Source organism: Rhizobium sp. NPDC090279 (genome assembly GCF_044769665.1).
Lineage (GTDB): Bacteria > Pseudomonadota > Alphaproteobacteria > Rhizobiales > Rhizobiaceae > Rhizobium.
This window is the reverse complement of record NZ_JBIVYI010000002.1, coordinates 103934-122710: the sequence shown is the minus strand read 5'-3', so window position 1 is coordinate 122710 and position 18777 is coordinate 103934. Positions and strand designations below refer to the sequence as shown.

Here is an 18777-nt window from a genome sequence, read left to right as displayed (position 1 = left end):
GCAAAATTTCCGCTCAGTGCGAAACCAACGGCAGATGCATAAAAAACGCCCGCCGGAACCGGCGGGCGCATCTGGTTAAATCAACCGATCAGAACGGTGAATCGGCGAAGTAGAAATCCTTGGCATTGTCCTTGGTGACGAGCGTCGCATCGAGGATGTAGTTGCCGCGAATCGGAACCTGATCGTAGAAGTTGGCGGCGGTCAGCTCCATGGCGGTGCCAACCATTGCCGGCGGATAGAGCACGTCGACCGGGATCAGCTTGTCGCCATCCATGACCTTCTTGATCATGTCCTTCGAGCCGGCACCGGCGATGACATACTTGATGTCGGTACGCTTGGCCTGCTCGATCGCCTGCAGCACGCCGACGGCCATGTCGTCATCCTGACACCAGACGACGTCGATCTTCGGGAACTTCGTCAGGTAGTCCTGCATGACCTTGAAGGCGTCGTCGCGGTTCCAGTTGCCGTACTGGCGGTCGAGAACCTTGACGTTCGAGCCGGCGATGCCCTTGTCGAAGCCGTCCTGGCGCTGCTGGTCGATCGGAATCGGCAGGCCGCGAATGACGACGACCTGAGCATCCGGCGTGTTCTTCTTGATATATTCGCCAGCCGTCTGGCCAAGCGCCGGATTGTTGCCGGCGACATAGAGGTCGCGGACGGAATTGTCGTTGTTGCTCGGCGCACGGTCGACCAGCGTCACGAACTTGCCCTTGTCCTTGACTTCCTTGATGGCGTTGACGAGCGGATCAGGGTCCGAAGGCAGGATCACGAGCGCGTCGATGCCTTGGGTCTCAAGATCCTGCACGGCGTTAGCCTGGCTTGCGGCGTCAGGCGACGTCTTGACGATGACGGTGAGCCCCGGATGCTCCGCCATCAGCAGCTTGGCGACACGCTCGGCATGGAACACCACGCCCGAGGTCCAGCCATGGTCGGCGGCCGGAATGGAAACGCCGATCGTCACCTTCTTGTCTGCGGCATGTACCGTGCCGGCCAAAGCCGCCATCACGATAGCCAAGCCAAATAGTCTTTTACGCATGTTTATCCTCCCAGATAGAGACAGGGCCTTGTCATAAGAACCGGGCGCCCCCTAACCCGGTTATTCATGATTTGCGTGCAAGCGAACGCTGGACCAGCATGGCGATGATGATGATCGCGCCCTGGATGGCACTCAGCAGATACTCGCTGATGAAATTGGAAAGCAGCATGATGTTGCCGACAAGCTCGAGGATGAAGGCGCCGCAGATCGTACCCCACACCCTGCCCGCGCCACCCTTCAGGGCCGTGCCGCCGACGACGACGGCGGTGATCGCCTGCAACTCCCAGAGAATGCCCGTCGTCGCCGACGTGGACCCGAGCCGCGGCACGTACAGAAGTACGGCAATCGCCACGCACAGGCCCTGGATGACGAAGGCGACGGTGCGGACGCGATTGACCGCGACGCCGGAATAGCGCGCAACGTCGCGATTGGAGCCGACAGCGATGACATGCCGCCCGTAGCGGGTGCGATAGAGGATGAAGGCCGCAATGCAGGTGACGAGAAGAATGACCACGATCGGCACCGGCACGCCGAACACGGACCCATAATAAACGGGCTTGTAGAGCGCCTGCACATCCGCCGGGCGCAAGGTGATCGCGCCTCCCTGCGACAACCAGGTCGTCAAGCCGCGATAGACGCCCATCGTGCCAAGCGTCGCGATGAACGGCTCGATCTTGCCCATGGTCGTAATCAGGCCATTGGCAAGACCGCACAGGACACCCGCGACGACCGAGAACAACACCGCCGCCGCCAGCATCAGGCTCGGATCGGCAATGACGCCCGAATTCATGAACAGGATCATCAGGCTCGCGACGAAGGCGACCATCGCGCCAACGGACAAATCAAGATCGCCCGCCGAGATGACGAAGGTTGCGCCAACGGCGATGATCGCAATAAAGGCACACCTCGTCGCGACATTGGTGAGGTTGGTCATGCCGATGAAATTCGGATTGACCAATGCGCCCACGATCAACAGCAGCACCAGCGCCGCAAACGGCGCCACGGCGCGCAGATCGACATCCCGCCAGGATCGGCCCCGTCTGACCGTCTTCTCGCTGCTATCCTCGCTCACGCTCATATCCAAAACCAACCTCCCGTCCCATTATTGCTTGGGAATTCGCCCTTGCCTTCGCCGCCCGTTCAGGCAGCCGTCTTTTTCTTCAGGCCCGCCGCATAACGCATGATCTCCTGTTCGGAGATTTCGTCGCCTTCGAGCATGCCGACGATCCGTCCCTCGCGCATCACGGCCACCCGCGTACACAGCCCGATGACCTCAGGCATCTCCGAAGAGACAACGATGATCGAATGCCCGTCGCGCGCCAGCGCCGAGATGAAATGATAGATCTGCTGCTTCGTACCGACATCGATGCCGCGGGTCGGCTCGTCGATGATGATGATCTGCGGCTCGGTCTCCATGACCTTTGCCAACAACAGCTTCTGCTGGTTGCCGCCCGACATGCGGCCCGCAACGATATTGCCGTCGCGCACACGGATATCGAAACGGCGGCGCGCGCGCGTGAGCGCATTCGCTTCGCTGGCGGCGCTGAGATAACCGAACCTGCCGTGCCGATCGAGGGATTGCAGGGTCAGGTTCGCCGTCATGCCCGAGTTCAGAAGCAGGCCCTTCGACTTGCGATCCTTGGTCATATAGGCAAGGCCGGCATCGATCGCGGCATGCACGTCATGCGCAGGCACGGGTTGCCCATTGGCAACGACCTCGCCGGCAGCCCGCGAGCGCAGGCCGACGATCGCCTCCATCAGCTCGGTGCGACCGGAGCCGATCATGCCCGAAAAGCCCAATATCTCGCCCTTGCGCAGCTCAAAGCTCGCATCGCGGACATAGCCTGTCGAGATGGAATTGACAGCGAGCACGACCTTTTCATCGACATCGGGCTCGTTCTTGGCCGGATAGAGGCTGGAGAGTTCACGCCCGACCATCAATTGCGCAATGGATTCGCCATCCAGCAGCGAGGTCGGCGATGTCTTCACCCATTGCCCGTCGCGCAGGACCGTCACCCGGTCCGTCAGCTCCATGACTTCGTCGAGCTTGTGCGACACGAACACGAAGCTCGTTCCCTGATCGCGAAGCTTTCGCACCTGCCTGAACAGAAAATTGGTTTCCTCACGCGACAGCACGGCGGTCGGCTCGTCCATGAAGACGATTCGCGCATCGCGGCTGATCGCCTTGGCGATCTCGACCATCTGCTTGTCGGCGACGGAAAGGGCGCTGATCATCGCGTTCTCGTCGACGTGCGACCCCAGCAGATCGAGCACGCGCCGCGTCTCCGCCCGCATGTGCTTCCGGTCAAGCACGCCGAACCGCGTGACTTCGCGGCCGAGGAACAGGCTCTCGGTCACGGTCAGATGTTCGGCGAGATTGAATTCCTGGTGGATGATGACGATGCCGAGCGCCTCGGCGGCGCCATTCGGCGGCAGCTTCACCGGCTTGCCATCAAGCAGGATCTCGCCGGAACTGGGCTGTTCGAAACCCGAGAGAACCTTGACGAGCGTCGACTTGCCAGCACCATTTTCGCCCATCAGCGCATGGATTTCGCCGGCCCGGAGATCGAAATTGACGCTGAACAGGACCTGCACGCCATTGAAGGACTTACAGATTCGCCTCGCGGACAGCACAACAGCACTGTCGACGTCCTCCGAATTCATTGCATCCTCCCTTGCGGCTCCACCCGCTTTGAAAGCTGTGTAAACCTTTACATAATAGGTGTAAAGGTTTACATCATTGGATATTGCACAATTCTTCCCGGTCGCCTTTGACCTGCACGGAAGTCTGTGTAGTGTCCGGTGCGAGACGAGACCCAAGGCAGAGCGCAGTGTCGAATTCCACGCCCGCAACCATCGAAGACGTCGCCCGAATTGCCAATGTTTCGATCGCAACGGTCTCCCGCGCAATCCATATGCCGGAGAAAGTCGCCAATTCGACACGGCTGAAGGTCAATCAGGCAATTGCCGTCACCGGCTATACGACCAATGCCATGGCGCGCAGCCTCAGGCTCGGCCGCTCGAACATGATTCTCGTGGTCGCGCCCGACATCGGCGACCCCAATTTCTCCAATATCCTTATCGGCCTGGAGAACGAGGCACGGGCGCATGGCTATGGCATCCTCATCGGTCACACGCAGAATGACGCCCAGCGCGGGCTGGAATATCTGAAATTTCTGAATTCCAACCAGGCAGCGGGATTGATCCTGTTTACCGGCATATTGCCTTTCGGACATCAGACGATGACGGCGCGGTTGCCGCCGAGCGTCGGCGTGTTCGAGCCGGTCTTCAACGGCGGCATTCCCTATGTCGGTGTCGACGATATCGCCGGCGCCCGCAAGGCCGTCGACCTCCTGATTGCCGAAGGCCACCGCAAGATCGCCTTCATCGGCGATTCCCGCACCCGCCTTGCCTATAGCCGGCGGCGCATGGGCTACGAGGCCGGAATGGACGCCGCCGAAATCGGCGCCGATCTCCGTATCGTTTTCGATGGCGACGGCACCATCGAGAGCGGGCGGCTGGCCGTCGAGCAGCTTTTCATGCGCGACACGCTGCCGACAGCCTTCATGTGCGTCAACGATCAGACGGCAATCGGGGTGATGATTGGCCTCAAGACACGCGGCTACGACATTCCCGGAGATTTTTCGGTGACCGGCTTCGACGACGTGCCGCAAGCCGTCTTCATGACGCCGTCGCTGACGACGATACGCCAGCCGCGCACTGCCATCGGCAAGCATGCCATGGCCCTGCTGCTCGAACTCCTGTCGGATGGCCAGCCGACGGAGACGGAAATTCTGCTGCTGCCGGATCTGGTGGTGCGCAATTCGGTCTCGGCGCCGTCGCGTATCAGGCGATAAGGAAGCGCAGCCATGCCGCTCGGTAGGATCGTCCTCTATGTCCGCGATGTGGAGGCGACGATCGATTTCTACGAGAAACATTTTGGGTTCAAGGCGCTCCGACTGGAGGGCGATCGGATTATCGAGCTGCTGGCGCAGGATGGTGGCGCCAATCTGATGATCCATCCGGCAGGGAAGGCCCAGAAGATGGGCCAGGTGCTGGTGAAACTGGTCTTCGATGTCGAGCATGTCGAAGCCTTCCGCGCCAAATGCGCCGGCGATGGCCTTGAATTCGGGCCTTTGCATCAAGCCGACGGCTATGTATTCGCCAATGCCAAAGATCCCTCTGGAAACCCTATAGCGATTTCGAGCCGCGCATTCAGGCAGTAGCCCGGAAGGCGACGAATAGCCACCTCCCGGATGTCATCGATCAAACGTAACGATTGACGATATTCTCAAGCAGTTCCTGCTTGCCGGACTTCGGCTGCGGATTGATATCCTTGGCTTCGACCCATTGCGCGATCTGATCGAGCGAATATTCACCGCGCAGCAGCTTCTGCCCTTCGGCCGAATCCCAGCCGGCGTAGCGGTCGGCGAGCGGCTTGGAGAGCGCCTTGTCCTCGATCATCTTGGCGGCAGCCTTCAGGCCGCGGGCGCAGCAATCCATGCCGCCGATATGGCCGATCAGCAGGTCTGCCGGATCGAGCGACTGACGGCGCAGCTTGGCGTCGAAGTTCGTGCCGCCGTTCTTGAAGCCGCCGCCGGCCAGAACCTGGTAGTAGGCCAGCGTCATTTCCGGGACGTTGTTCGGGAACTGGTCGGTATCCCAGCCGGACTGGTAGTCATTGCGGTTCATGTCGATCGAGCCGAAGATGCCGAGCGTGTTGGCGAGCGCCAGCTCGTGCTCGAAGGAATGGCCGGCGAGGATCGCATGGCCCTGCTCGATGTTGACCTTCACTTCGTTTTCAAGGCCGTTCTTCTTCAGGAAGCCGTAAACGGTCGCAACATCATAGTCGTACTGGTGCTTGGTCGGCTCCTGCGGCTTCGGCTCGATCAGGATCGTGCCCTTGAAGCCAATCTTGTGCTTGTATTCGACCACGAGGTTGAGGAAGCGGCCCATCTGGTCCAGTTCGCGCGACAGGTCGGTATTGAGCAGCGTCTCATAGCCTTCGCGGCCGCCCCAGAGCACGTAGTTCTCGCCGCCGAGCTTATGGGTCGCATCCATGCAGGTCTTCACGGTCGCAGCCGAAAAGGCGAAGACATCCGGATCGGGATTGGTGGCAGCGCCCGACATGAAGCGGCGGTTGGAGAAGAGGTTCGCCGTGCCCCAGAGCAGCTTTACGCCGGTTTCGGCCTGCTTCTGGGCGAAGTAGTCGACGATCTCGTTGAGGTTCCGGGTGTTCTCGGCGAAATTCTTGCCTTCCGGACGCACGTCGGCATCGTGGAAGCAGTAGTAGGGCGAACCAAGCAGCGAGAAGAATTCGAAGGCGACATCGGCCTTCAGCTTGGCGGCTTCCATCGTCTCGTTGAACCAGGGTCGAAGGAAGGTCTGGCCGCCGAAGGGATCGCCGCCCGGCCAGGTGAAGGTGTGCCAATAGGCCACGGCAAACCGCAGATGGTCTTCCATGCGCTTGCCGGCAACGACCTCGTCCTTGTTGTAGTGACGGAAGGCCAGCGGATTGGTGCTGTCAGGGCCTTCGTATTTTACCTTGCTGATATCGCCGAAAAATCCGGTGCTCATAGTCTGTCTCCTTGGGTTCTATATTTTCGTATTGTTGTTCGCGCTTGTGACGCCCCCTCATCCGACCCTTCGGGCCACCTTCTCCCCGAGGGGAGAAGGTATGGGCGACTGCAAGCTCGGTATCACCCTCTCCCCTCGGGGAGAGGGCAGGGTGAGGGGATCAGGCCGCACTCAGCGGCTTGATCGCCGGATAAACGGCCCGATAGCGCTTATAGGCATCCGCATAGGCATCCGTCAGCGACGCCACGGGATCGATCGTACCGGCTGTCTGCGGAGGCGTGCAGACGGCGACCGGATCGGCGCCGGTCGCCGCAATCAGGCCGAGACGCGCAGCACCGAAGGCAGCCCCGAAATCGCCGTCGGCCGGCAGGTCGACAGGCACGCCGAGCGCAGTCGCGATCGAGGCCAGCCAGTAGCGAGAGCGAGAGCCGCCGCCGATGGCGGTGACGCGCGCAATATCGGTGCCGGCTGACCGCAAAGCTTCAAGATTGTCGCGGATGGCGAAGGACACGCCTTCGAGCACGGCCTGTGTCAGCACCGCGCGGCCGCTTTCATGGCCGAGACCGATGAAGGCGCCGCGGATCGTTGCGTCATTGTGCGGCGTGCGTTCGCCGGAGAGATAGGGAAGGAAGGTAACGCTGGACGGCGCCTTCAGCGTTTCGCCCAGCTCGCCTGTGAGGTCCGCGGCGGATTTGCCTGTCACGCCGGAATGCCAGTTCAGCGCATCGGTCGCCGACAGGATGACGCCCATCTGATGCCAGGTATTCGGCAGCGCATGGCAGAAGGCATGCACGGCGCTTTCCGGCTTCGGCAGATAGGAGCCGTTGGCGGCAAACAGCACGCCCGACGTCCCGAGAGAAACGAAGGCGGCGCCATGGCTGACCGTGCCCATGCCGCAGGCCGAGGCCGCATTGTCCCCTGCCCCGCCAGCGACGACGACATCGCCGGTAATTCCCCATTTCGAGGCCAGCTCGCCGCGCAGCTTGCCGGCAACCTCTGTGCCCTCGACCAGCGTCGGCATCTGCTTCTCATCGAGATTGGTCGCCGCCAGCAGCTCGGAAGACCATTTGCGCTTGCCAGTATCGAGCCAGGAGGTGCCGGCGGAATCGGACATTTCCGACATGTGCTCGCCGGTCAGCCACAGGCGCAGATAATCCTTCGGCAACAGCACCCACCGCACCCTGGCAAAAACGTCAGGCTCATGCTTGGCAACCCATGCAAGCTTCGGTGCCGTGAAGCCGGGGAAGACGATGTTGCCGGTCAGCGCGCGGAAGCGTGGATCGGCATCAAGCGCGGCGGCCTCATGATAGCTGCGGGTGTCGTTCCAGAGAATGCAGGGGCGCAGCACCTTGTCATCGGCATCGAGCAGCGTCGCGCCATGCATCTGGCCGGAAAGCCCGATGCCGCGAACGGCGGCCAGTTCCTTCGGATGCGCCGCCTTTAGCCCGGCCACGGCTTCTTCGCTCGCGCGGACCCAGTGCGCCGGGTCCTGTTCCGACCAGCCGGGATGCGGACGCGATACATCGAGGTCGCCATGCGCGGAACCGATGATCTTCTGATTGCCGTCGATCAGCATCGCCTTGACGCCGGACGTTCCGAGATCGAGACCCAAATACATCAGATATTACTCCCTATGCTCTGCCGCGTTCAAATGCTCAGGGCAGATTGTCCTTCAAGAAAATGTCGAGGCGGATGCGTTCCTGATCGGCAATGACCGCCTGGCCGTCGGCCGTCGCCTTCATGACGCGGATGGCGCTGCGCACCTCATGGCCGGCATCCTGATTGAGAACGGCATCGATCGTGCCATCCACCAGCGCCGCGCGCGTATGCTGCGTCAGCTCATGCACGACCACCGTCAGCTCGCGCGCCGGCCTGACCGCCTTCAGTGCGCCGATCAGCCCTCGGTTACCGGCGCCCAGGCTGTAAATGCCGATAATGTCCTTGCCTGCGGAAAGCGCCTTGGACACGAGCGACCCGGCAAGCTCCGGATCATCACGCCCTTCCAGCACCGGCAGCAGCCGCAGCTTCGGAAACTCCTCCGCCATCACGGCCGAGAAGCCCTGCAACCGCTCGCGATGGTCGCGCACCAGCATGGAGCCGGCAAGAACGGTGATATTGCCTTCACGACCACCGAGGAAACGTCCGAGCAGCCGGGCTGCCGTGCGTCCCGCTGCGATATTGTCGATACCGGCATAGTGATGCCTAGCGGAATCGGTGAGATCGGAAACCAGCGTGACGACCGGAATGCGTTCGGACACAAGCCGGGCGACTGCGGCCCGCACCTCCGGCGCATCGGTCGCCACCAGGGCGACGCCGGCGATATTCTGCCCCTGCAATCCATCGAGCGCCGCAACCAGGGCCGACACATCAAAGGGCGGCACCTCGATGATGCGGATATCGGTGCGCTCCATGCCCGCACGCAAGGTCGCCTGATGCACCTCGGAACGCAGGCCGTGCATGAACGAATTGTCGCCGGTCGGCACGATGAAAACGAGGGGATAGACGCGGCCCTTGGCCAGGTTTGCGGCAGCGACATCGCGGATATAGCCGATCTGGCGGATGGCCTCCTCCACCTTCTCCCGCGTCACCAGCCGCACACCCGGCCGCTGGTTCAGTACACGGTCCACGGTGGCGAGGCTGACGCCCGCGGCAGCGGCGATGTCATGCACGGTCGGTCTCATCGGCTCCTCCTGATGAAATCCTTACTGCGATTTCTGATGTACGTAAATCAAAAATTTCCGGCCATGCATTTTTCCGTTCGTTCCTTTGGAAATAAAAAAGGCCCCTCGCGAGGAGAGGCCATGCCTTGGGAGCATTATTATGGGAGCTGGATCAGTGGCCTCCGCCGCCACCGCCTCCGCTGCCGGGCACGTTGGGCTTGCTCAGCATCAGGACACCGAGGATCATCGCCAGGAACAGCACGGTCAGCATCAGGAAGATATCGCTGAAGGACATGACGATCGCCTGCTGCGTTGCCATGTTGACCATCTGTTTCAGCGCAGCCTGTTCGCCATCGAGACCGGCTGCATTGAAGTTGGCGGCCATGTTGTTCAGCTGGGTGACGGCGGCATGGCTACCCCAATGAATATGGTCGCGCAGGTTGAAATAATGCTGGTCCTGCCGGTTCGTCAAAAGCGTGTTGATGATCGCAAGACCGACGGCGCCGCCGAGGTTACGCGTCAGGTTGAACAGGCCGGATGCACCGCGCATGCGGGCGGGCGGCATGGTTCCGAGCGCGATGTTGTTGATCGGCACCATGCAGAGCATCAGGCCGAAGCCGCGCAGGATCTGCGGGATCAAAAGCTCCCAGAAATCCCAGTCCACCGTCAGGTGCATCATGATGTAGGTACCGGCCGAGAAGCTGGTGAAGCCGATAATCATCAGAATGCGCAGGTCGACCTTGCTCGACAGGAAGCCGGCAAGCGGTGCCGTGAAGAACATGGTGAGGCCGGACACGAACATCGTCTCGCCGATCTGCAGCGAATCGTAGCCGCGAATGCGTGCGAGATAGAGCGGATAGATATAGGTCAGGCCGTAGAGACCGATGCCCATGACGAAGGAGAACATCGACCCGAAAGAGAAGTTCTTGTTCGTGAAGGCCCTGAGATCAACCACGGGGAATTCGACCGTAAAGGCGCGGTAGAAGAAGATCACCGCACCGATGGCGGAAGCGATAGCACCGGCAACGATGTAATTGTCGTTGAACCAGTCGTTCGTGTTGCCTTCCTCGAGCACATATTCGAGCGCACCGAGAAAAACGCCCATCGAGATCAGGCCCCACCAGTCGAATTTCTTGAACAGCGACAGTTCGGGCTTGTCGAAATCGATGTAGTTCCAGGTGACGATGGCAACGATGATGCCAGGCGGGATGTTGACCAGGAACAGCCAGTGCCACGAGAACGCATTGGAGAGATAGCCACCGACCGTCGGGCCGATGGTTGGCGCGAGCGTGGCGATCAGGCCGATGATAGGCGAGACGACGTTGCGCTTCGATGGCGGAAAAATGGTGAATGCCGCCGCAAAGACCGAGGGGATCATGCCGCCGCCGATGAAGCCCTGAAGGGCGCGGTAGATGATCATCTGGTCGATATTCGTGGCGGTCGCAGCGAGCGCGCTCGCCGCCGTGAAGCCGGCGGCCGAGATCGCGAACAGGTAGCGCGTCGAGATGATGCGCGCCAGCGTTCCCGACAGCGGGATCATGATGACTTCGGCGATCAGATAGGCTGTCTGCACCCAGCCGATCTCATCCGAGCCGGCGCTGAGGCCGGCCTGGATTTCGCTGAGCGAGGCAGACACGATCTGAATGTCGAGGATCGACATGAACATGCCGAGCACCATCGCCAGGAAGGCGATGAGTTTCTTCGTCTCGATATGATCCGCTGCCGGTGGCGCGGCAGGACCGGCCGCCCGTGGAGGCGACCCTGCAGTAGTGCTGGCGGACGACATGGCGCGTCTCTCCCGAGCTTGATCGCTTACTTGTCCGGCGCCGTGCGGGTATCGACGTCGACGACGACGCTGAGGCCTGCGCGCAGACGACCGGAGTTGAGCGCATCCTGCGGCAATGCGATGCGGACAGGCACCCGCTGGATGATCTTGGTGAAGTTACCCGTAGCATTTTCCGGCGGCAGCAGCGAGAAGACCGAACCGGACGCTGGCGAGATCGATTCGACGGTGCCGACGATCGGATGGTCGCTGTAGGCATCGACGTGGATATTGACCTTGGAACCGGGAACCAGATGCTGGATCTGCGTTTCCTTGAAATTTGCATCGATATAGAGCTGGCGGATCGGCACGATCGCCATCAGCTTCTGGCCGGGAGAGACGAGATCGCCTTCCTGAACGGAACGATTGCCAACGATACCGTCATAAGGCGCCTTCAGCACGGTGAAGGACAGGTCGCGGGCAGCCTTGTCACGAGCGGCCTCCAGGCCCTTGATCGTGCTCTCGGCCTGCCGGCGCTGTGCCTGCAGCAGGTTGATGTTCGCCTGAGCGGATGCGATGGCGGCGTCGCCGCCGACCAGATTGGCCTTGGCCTGATCAAGCGCGATATTGGCGCTATCCAAGGAGGCCGTGGTGCCGACCGACTTGGCTTGCAGTTCAGCAGCGCGCGTCTGGGTGATCTGGGCGCCGCGGACCGTGGCTTCCAGGGCAACCTTCTGCGCCTGCGACTGGGCAAGGGCTGCCTGGCCGGCAGCGATCTGTGCGTCGATGGTGTGGAGCGACAGCTGTTCGGTGTCGAGCGAGGCCTGAGCCTGTCCCAGCGCCAGCTTGTAGTCGCCGTCATCGAGCGTTGCGAGCACGTCGCCGGCCTTGACCTGCTGGTTGGCGACGACGTTTACCTTGGCGACATAACCCGTCACCTTCGGCGAGATCGTGGCGATATCGCCGCCGATATAGGCGTCGTCGGTGGAGACCATGAAGCGGCCGTTCGTCCACCAGTCATAACCATACCAGCCGCCGGCTGCGAGCGCCGCGACGATAACAATGGGAAGCACCAGGCTGCGCCGCTTCTTTGCCGGAGGCGGTGGGGCCGCGGGAACCGGAGATGCAGGCGCAGCCTGGGTGGGAGCCGGATTGCTTCGTGTTTCGGCAGCGGGAGCACTCACAGATGCACCGACTTCCGGCGCTTCCGCTTCTGCATCAGCGGACTCATCCACGATGCGCGCTACATTGTTTCCATGACTTGACGACATTGCCCTACCACCGAAAATCTGGGTAAAATAATCGAACCGAACGGTTCGGTTCAATTGACATAGAGCCTTTTTCATTCCATATCAAGAGATATCGAACTGAGCGGTTCGATTTATTTGGCGAATCTGTTTAAGAATCAGAAAAAGTGATCGAATGGATCGAATGAAGGAGACGATGAAACACGAATCGCAAAATGCCGCCATATTGAACGCGCCCGCACCAGGCTCCGGTGGACGTTGGGCAGCTGGCGAGGACCCGGTCAAGCGCCAGCAAATTCTGGAAGGCGCCAAGCGTGTCTTTATGAAGATGGGCTTCGATGCGGCGAGCATGAACGACGTGACCCGTGAAGCGGGCGTCTCCAAGGGCACTCTCTATGTCTATTTCGCCAACAAGGAAGACTTGTTTGCCGCGATGATGGAGAGCGAGCGTACCTATTTCGTCAATCTGGTGCGCACGGCGCTCTCCGACGAGGCGGATGTCACGACGTCGCTTTATGATTTCGGCGTGGTGTTCGTGACGCATGTCACATCGGACAAGACCATCAGCGCCATGCGCACGGTCATCGGCGTGCGCGAGCGTATGCCGTCGCTCTGTCAGCGCTTCTTCACCGGCCCGGAAAACCTGCGCACGGTGCTGCGCGGCTTCCTTGAGCGCCAGGTCGCAGCCGGCCACCTCAAAATCGACGATTTCGACATGGCGGCCCGCCATTTTCTCGAAATGGCCAGCGGCGGCTATTTCAAGCTGCGGCTGTTCGGCGACATGGACGAGCCTCCGTCGAAGGATGAGATCGATTATGTCGTTCGCGGTGCCGTACGCGTTTTCCTGGCCGGTTACGGTCCGGATCGCAAGGATTAGCACGCATAGCCTTCCCCTTTCGCCTGTGGGCGGATAGCGATCCAACTCCGCAACGACGATCAAGCGCTGCGGCTGCCGGCGGCCTATGAGTGATCCGGCAACCAGGGGAGTAGACAGTGAGCGCAATCGGAAGAGCCATATGGTTCATTGAAAGCCATTTTGCGTCCGACATCTCGCTCGACGAGATTGCCGAGACGGCCGGGCTGTCACGCTATCATCTGTCGCGGGTCTTCGGCATGACGACAGGCCACTCGATCAGCGGCTATATCAGGAGCCGCCGCCTCAGCGGAGCGGCTCTCGCACTCATCGACAGCTCTTCGACCATTCTCCAGGTTGCCCTCGATGCCGGCTACGGCTCGCACGAGGCCTTCACCCGTGCCTTTCGCGAGCAGTTCGGCATGACGCCGGAAAGCCTGCGCAAACAGGGGCACGTTCGCAACCTCGCTCTACAGGAGCCGATCAGAATGGACGACACCCGCCTTCCCAAGCTCGACGCCCCGCGCTTCGAGACCCACCCCGCAATGCTGCTCGCCGGCTTTGCTGAAACCTATGCCTATGAAGCCACGCAGGCGATCCCATCGCTCTGGCAGAAATTCAATCAGCATTTCGGCCATATTCCCGGCCAGATCGGCAATGTCGCCTATGGCGTCTGCACCCAGGCGGACGAAGGCAGCGAGGGCTTTCGCTACATGTCAGCAGCCGAAGTCTCAACCACCGACGAACTGCCCGAAGGTTTCGTGACGATCAAACTGCCGCAGCAGCGCTACGCGATCTTCATGCATCGCGGCCATATATCAGGCATTTCCGCCACCGTGCATCAGATCTTCGGCGAATGGCTGCCGCAATCCGGCCAACAGCACGCCAGCACCCCGGACATGATGGAACGCTACGACGACCGCTTCGATCCGCGCACCGGCACGGGCGTGACCGAGATCTGGATACCTCTGAACGCCTAAACTCGCGCCCGCCGCCATGAAAATGGCGGCACCGCTTGTACGAACCATGGCGCTCCTTACATTACGGCCATTCTGGAGAGGCCGGGGCTGGGGGTCAGCATCGGCGAATGCTGACAAAAGGGGACGTCGTCAATGGAAATTATGGGGCTGATACAGGACCCGGGTGCGTGGGTGGCGCTCGTAACACTTGTCGTCATGGAGGTGGTTCTCGGCATCGACAACCTCATCTTCATCTCGATCCTCACCAACAAGCTGCCGCCCGAACATCGCGACAGGGCCCGTAAGATCGGCATCGGCCTCGCCCTCGTCATGCGCCTTGCCCTGCTCGGAACTGTCGCCTGGATCGTGCAGCTCACCCAGCCGGTCTTCGAACTGTTCGGCCAGGGCTTCTCCTGGAAGGACATGATCCTGATCGGCGGTGGCCTCTTCCTGGTCTGGAAGGCGACGAAGGAGATCCATCACAACGTCGACCCGCAGGAACAGGGCGAGGATTTCATCGCCAAGTCGACGACATCGACCTTTGCCGCGGCGATCGGCCAGATCCTGCTGCTCGACCTGGTCTTCTCGGTCGACAGCATCATCACCGCCGTCGGCATGACGCCGCATCTGCCGATCATGTTCGTCGCCGTCATCGCGGCAGTCACGGTGATGCTGGTCGCCGCAAACCCGCTCGCCAATTTCATCGAAAAGAACCCCAGCATCGTCATGTTGGCTCTGGCCTTCCTGCTGATGATCGGCACGACGCTGATCGCCGAAGGCATGGGCGTCCACGTTCCCAAGGGCTACATCTACGCCGCCATGGCCTTCTCGGCCCTCGTGGAAGTGCTCAACATGATGGTGCGCAACCGTCGGAAAAAGGCATCCGGCGGCCATTGACGACGAAATCCGCATCCTGGAGCGGGTGCGGCCTTCTCAATCCTGGACGTGTACGTCGACCCACTCGCCGATGTCGCCGCGTCCGTAAATATCGACCTTGATCCGGACGTTGCCGCGAACGATGAGGTTTCCGGCATCGTCGGCGATATTGCCGCTCGCCAGCATGGCTTCGAGCTTCTGACGATTTGATGGCAGCGAGAAGAAGCTATCGCCCTGGTCGCCACGGTCGCGGCGGCGGTAGGCGTGATAGTTGGCGCGATCCTGGCGGATGATCTGCCAGGGCAGCGTCAACCGCTCGCCTTTGGAATTGTAGAGATCGTCATTGCCGATATAGGCGCGGTAGGATTCGATCAGGCTGGCGGAACTGTCGCGCGTGATGGTCGACTGGGCCGCAGCGACGTCGACCATCGAGACCGCCAATAACAAGCTCAAAATCAATTTCTTCATTGTATCCCCGCGGTGAACGATTGAAGCCCTATTTCGTCACTGCCGCGAAAATTGCAAATCAAATTGGGCAAGCGTAAGGCTTTTCTCCCGAAGCCCTTACGAAGGGTAAAGAAGACTCGTGAATTCGCGCAGTCGGCTCTTTTCGATGCAGCATGACGTCCTTGGCATCTCGACCCGCCGTTGCGGCGCAGTTTCCCTTGACGCCATCCCTTGAATATGGCCTAAGGCCAGCCATACGGAAAACGCTGACAGAAGCGGCAAGACGCCCTTTTCCGGCCGGTTTCCTGATCCAGATAGACATTTTCGGCTGGACGGCGCTTGTCCCGAGCGCAGCCCGGCCTTTTATGACGGGCAAACAAAATGACCACTTCAGGCGTTCGCGTCCGCATCGCACCCTCTCCCACCGGCGAGCCGCATGTCGGCACCGCTTACATCGCGCTGTTCAATTATCTCTTCGCCAAGAAGCATGGCGGCGAGTTCATCCTGCGCATCGAGGACACCGACGCGACCCGCTCCACTCCGGAATTCGAGACCAAGGTACTCGATGCGTTGAAATGGTGCGGCCTGAAATGGTCCGAAGGTCCTGACGTCGGCGGCCCCTATGGCCCCTATCGTCAGAGCGACCGCAAGGAGCTCTATAAGCCCTACGTCGAACAGATCGTCACGAACGGACATGGCTTCCGCTGCTTCTGCACGCCGGAGCGCCTGGAAAAGATGCGCGAAGCGCAGCGCGCCGCAGGCCTGCCGCCGAAGTATGACGGCCACTGTCTGAACCTTTCGGCCGAGGAAGTCACCACGCGCGTCGCCGCCGGCGAGCCGCATGTCGTGCGCATGAAGATCCCGACGGAGGGCAGCTGCAAGTTCCACGACGGCGTCTATGGCGATGTCGAAATCCCGTGGGACGCTGTCGACATGCAGGTTCTCTTGAAGGCTGACGGCATGCCGACCTATCACATGGCCAACGTCGTCGACGACCATCTGATGAAGATCACCCACGTCGCGCGCGGCGAGGAATGGCTCGCTTCCGTGCCGAAGCACATCCTGATCTATCAGTATCTCGGCTGGGAAGCGCCTGTGTTCATGCACCTGTCGCTCATGCGCAATGCCGACAAGTCGAAACTGTCGAAGCGCAAGAACCCGACCTCGATCTCCTATTACACCGCCCTCGGCTACATCCCCGAGGCGCTGATGAACTTCCTTGGCCTGTTCTTCATCCAGATCGCCGAAGGCGAAGAGCTCCTGACCATGGACGAGCTTGCCGAAAAATTCGATCCGGAAAATCTCTCGAAGGCCGGCGCCATCTTCGACATCCAGAAGCTCGACTGGCTGAACGGCCGCTGGATACGCGAGAAACTGTCGGAAGAGGAATTCCAGCACCGGGTTCTGACCTGGGCGATGGAAAACAGTCGCCTGCAGGAAGGCCTGAAGCTGTCGCAGTCGCGCATCACCAAGCTGGGTGAGCTGCCCGACCTCGCCGGCTTCCTGTTCAAGTCCGACCTCAACCTCGACCCCTCGGCTTTCGCCAGGATCAAATCGACCCCGGAAGAGCTGCTGGAGATCCTCAACACGGTGCAGCCGGATCTCGAAAAGATCCTCGAATGGAATGTCGAGACGATCGAAGCCGAACTGCGCGCCATCGCCGACCGCATGGGCAAGAAGCTCAAGGTCATCGTCGCGCCGCTCTTCGTTGCCGTCTCGGGCTCCTCGCGCTCCCTGCCGCTTTTCGATAGTATGGCCATCCTCGGCCGCTCCGTCGTGCGCCAGCGGCTGAAACTGGCCGCGCAGACCGTTGCGACCCTCGTCGGCCCGAAGAACTGAACCGGACTTTAAAACCATGAACGACAAGACCGAAGCATCCGCCCTCTCCTCCGACGCAACGGAAGTTCGCGCGCAGAAGCTGAAGCTGCTGCGCGAGCAGATCGGCGACGTCTATCCGGCGCATTTCCACCGGACCATGACCAATGCCGAACTGGCTGCGAAATACGAAGGCCTGGAGCCGGATACGGAAACGACCGACGTCGTCACCGTCGCCGGCCGCGTCTACTCCTCGCGCAATTCCGGCATGTTCATGGACATCCATGACGCCGCGGCCAAGATCCAGATCTTCAGCCACAAGGATGTGACCGGTGAAGAGGCCCGCGCCCTGCTGCCGATGATCGACATCGGCGACATCATCGGCGTCACCGGCGTCGTGCGCCGCACCAAGCGCGGCGAGCTGACCATCAATGCGCAGCAGATCACCATGCTGACCAAGTCGCTGCTGCCGATGCCGGAAAAGTGGCACGGCCTGTCCGATATCGAGCTGCGTTACCGCAAGCGCCATCTCGACATCATGACCAACGAGGAATCGAAGCTGCGCTTCCAGCAGCGCAGCCGCATCGTCTCCGGCATCCGCCGCTTCATGGAAAATGACGGCTTCATGGAAGTCGAAACGCCGATGCTGCATTCGGTCTATGGCGGCGCCACTGCCGAGCCGTTCAAGACGCATCACAACACGCTGAAGCTCGACATGTACCTGCGCATCGCGCCGGAACTGTTCCTGAAGCGCACGCTGGTTTCTGGCCTCACCGACAAGGTGTTCGAGATCAACCGCAACTTCCGCAACGAAGGCGTCTCCACCCGGCACAATCCAGAATTCACCATGATGGAATGTTATTGGGCCTATGCCGACTACGAGGACATCATGGACCTCGTCGAGCGCCTGTTCTCGACGCTGGCCATGTCGATCCACGGCAGCACCGAATTTGCCTTCGGCGACAAGCAGATCTCCTTCAAGGGTCCGTTCCGCCGCGTGCCCATGCCTGACGCCGTCAAGGAAGCGACCGGTATCGACTTCCTGGCGATCAAGACCGACGAAGAAGCACGCGCTGCCTCCAAGGCCGCCGGTTTCGCCGTCGAGAAGGACGCCACCTGGGGCGAATGCCTCGCCTTCATCTTCGAAGAGAAGGTCGAGGGCACACTGATCCAGCCGGCCCACGTCACGCATTTCCCGAAGGACATCTCGCCCTTCGCCAAGGAAGTGCCGGGCGAGCCGCGCCTCGTCGAGCGCTTCGAGACCTATTGCAACGCCTGGGAACTCGGCAACGCCTTCTCGGAGCTCAACGATCCCGAGGAGCAGCGCGCCCGCATGGTCGAGCAGCTCGAACAGGCGCATGCGCGCGGCGAAAAGCAGAAGGAACTGGACGAGGAATTCCTTGACGCGATCGACCAGGGCATGCCGCCGGCGGGCGGTCTCGGCATCGGTGTAGACCGCCTCATCATGCTTTTGACCAACTCGCCGTCGATCCGCGACATCATCCTCTTCCCGGCACGTCGCAACAAGGCCGACTGAGACCGGTT

16 protein-coding genes are annotated in these 18777 nt (G+C 60.9%); 7 read left to right on the top strand and 9 right to left on the bottom strand.

The genetic code is table 11. The features are described 5' to 3' along the window. Window positions 1-88 precede the first annotated feature (88 nt). The 3 genes from ACIQWP_RS04700 to ACIQWP_RS04690 form a co-directional block, all read right to left on the bottom strand. Window positions 89-1036 carry a substrate-binding domain-containing protein gene (locus ACIQWP_RS04700; RefSeq protein WP_402782974.1) on the bottom strand — a complete coding sequence of 316 codons (948 nt, stop codon included), beginning with the start codon at window positions 1034-1036 and terminating at the stop codon, window positions 89-91. Window positions 1037-1100: 64 nt separating this feature from the next. Continuing rightward, window positions 1101-2114: an ABC transporter permease gene (locus ACIQWP_RS04695; RefSeq protein WP_402784334.1), complete on the bottom strand. Its 1014-nt coding sequence runs from the start codon at window positions 2112-2114 to the stop codon at window positions 1101-1103. Between the two features lie 62 nt (window positions 2115-2176). Beyond that, the gene (locus tag ACIQWP_RS04690) at window positions 2177-3700 is read right to left on the bottom strand and encodes a sugar ABC transporter ATP-binding protein (RefSeq protein ID WP_402782972.1); all 1524 of its coding nucleotides are present in this window, start codon (window positions 3698-3700) and stop codon (window positions 2177-2179) included. A gap of 167 nt (window positions 3701-3867) precedes the next feature. Between ACIQWP_RS04690 and ACIQWP_RS04685 the strand changes: the two genes are divergently transcribed. Next, window positions 3868-4893 carry a LacI family DNA-binding transcriptional regulator gene (locus ACIQWP_RS04685; protein ID WP_402782970.1) on the top strand — a complete coding sequence of 342 codons (1026 nt, stop codon included), beginning with the start codon at window positions 3868-3870 and terminating at the stop codon, window positions 4891-4893. A 12-nt stretch (window positions 4894-4905) separates the two neighbouring features. Then, window positions 4906-5262: a VOC family protein gene (locus tag ACIQWP_RS04680; protein ID WP_402782968.1), complete on the top strand. Its 357-nt coding sequence runs from the start codon at window positions 4906-4908 to the stop codon at window positions 5260-5262. A gap of 40 nt (window positions 5263-5302) precedes the next feature. Here ACIQWP_RS04680 and xylA read toward each other — a convergent pair whose 3' ends face one another. From xylA to ACIQWP_RS04655, 5 genes are all read right to left on the bottom strand, one after another. Beyond that, window positions 5303-6613: a xylose isomerase gene (xylA, locus tag ACIQWP_RS04675; protein WP_402782966.1), complete on the bottom strand. Its 1311-nt coding sequence runs from the start codon at window positions 6611-6613 to the stop codon at window positions 5303-5305. A 160-nt stretch (window positions 6614-6773) separates the two neighbouring features. Next, entirely contained in the window at window positions 6774-8231 is a 1458-nt protein-coding gene (gene xylB / locus ACIQWP_RS04670; protein WP_402782964.1) for a xylulokinase, read from the bottom strand. 37 nt (window positions 8232-8268) lie between these two features. Beyond that, window positions 8269-9294 carry a LacI family DNA-binding transcriptional regulator gene (locus tag ACIQWP_RS04665; protein WP_402782962.1) on the bottom strand — a complete coding sequence of 342 codons (1026 nt, stop codon included), beginning with the start codon at window positions 9292-9294 and terminating at the stop codon, window positions 8269-8271. Between the two features lie 151 nt (window positions 9295-9445). Beyond that, the gene (locus ACIQWP_RS04660) at window positions 9446-11059 is read right to left on the bottom strand and encodes a DHA2 family efflux MFS transporter permease subunit (protein WP_402782960.1); all 1614 of its coding nucleotides are present in this window, start codon (window positions 11057-11059) and stop codon (window positions 9446-9448) included. 26 nt (window positions 11060-11085) lie between these two features. Continuing rightward, a complete protein-coding gene (locus ACIQWP_RS04655) occupies window positions 11086-12306 on the bottom strand; it encodes an HlyD family secretion protein (RefSeq protein WP_402782958.1) in 1221 nt (406 codons plus the stop codon). 172 nt (window positions 12307-12478) lie between these two features. On the opposite strand from ACIQWP_RS04655, the gene ACIQWP_RS04650 reads away from it, so the two are divergent. The 3 genes from ACIQWP_RS04650 to ACIQWP_RS04640 all read left to right on the top strand — a co-directional run bounded on the left by ACIQWP_RS04650 (window position 12479) and on the right by ACIQWP_RS04640 (window position 14991). Further along, window positions 12479-13159, top strand: coding sequence for a TetR/AcrR family transcriptional regulator (locus ACIQWP_RS04650; RefSeq protein ID WP_402782956.1), 681 nt, complete (start codon window positions 12479-12481; stop codon window positions 13157-13159). A gap of 116 nt (window positions 13160-13275) precedes the next feature. Continuing rightward, window positions 13276-14115: a GyrI-like domain-containing protein gene (locus ACIQWP_RS04645; RefSeq protein WP_402782954.1), complete on the top strand. Its 840-nt coding sequence runs from the start codon at window positions 13276-13278 to the stop codon at window positions 14113-14115. A gap of 132 nt (window positions 14116-14247) precedes the next feature. Continuing rightward, window positions 14248-14991: a TerC family protein gene (locus tag ACIQWP_RS04640; RefSeq protein WP_402782952.1), complete on the top strand. Its 744-nt coding sequence runs from the start codon at window positions 14248-14250 to the stop codon at window positions 14989-14991. Between the two features lie 36 nt (window positions 14992-15027). Here the strand turns inward: ACIQWP_RS04640 and ACIQWP_RS04635 are convergent, their stop codons facing one another. Further along, on the bottom strand, window positions 15028-15438 hold the full coding sequence (locus ACIQWP_RS04635) for a hypothetical protein (RefSeq protein ID WP_402782950.1): 411 nt from the start codon (window positions 15436-15438) through the stop codon (window positions 15028-15030). A 360-nt stretch (window positions 15439-15798) separates the two neighbouring features. Here ACIQWP_RS04635 and gltX point away from each other — a divergent pair, with 360 nt between their 5' ends. Both gltX and lysS read left to right on the top strand, forming a co-directional pair. After that, window positions 15799-17256 (top strand): glutamate--tRNA ligase, encoded by a 1458-nt coding sequence (gltX, locus tag ACIQWP_RS04630; RefSeq protein WP_402782948.1) that lies wholly within the window; start codon window positions 15799-15801, stop codon window positions 17254-17256. Between the two features lie 16 nt (window positions 17257-17272). Further along, window positions 17273-18769, top strand: a complete 1497-nt coding sequence (lysS, locus tag ACIQWP_RS04625) for a lysine--tRNA ligase (RefSeq protein WP_402782946.1) — start codon at window positions 17273-17275, stop codon at window positions 18767-18769. The last annotated feature ends 8 nt before the right edge of the window (window positions 18770-18777 follow it).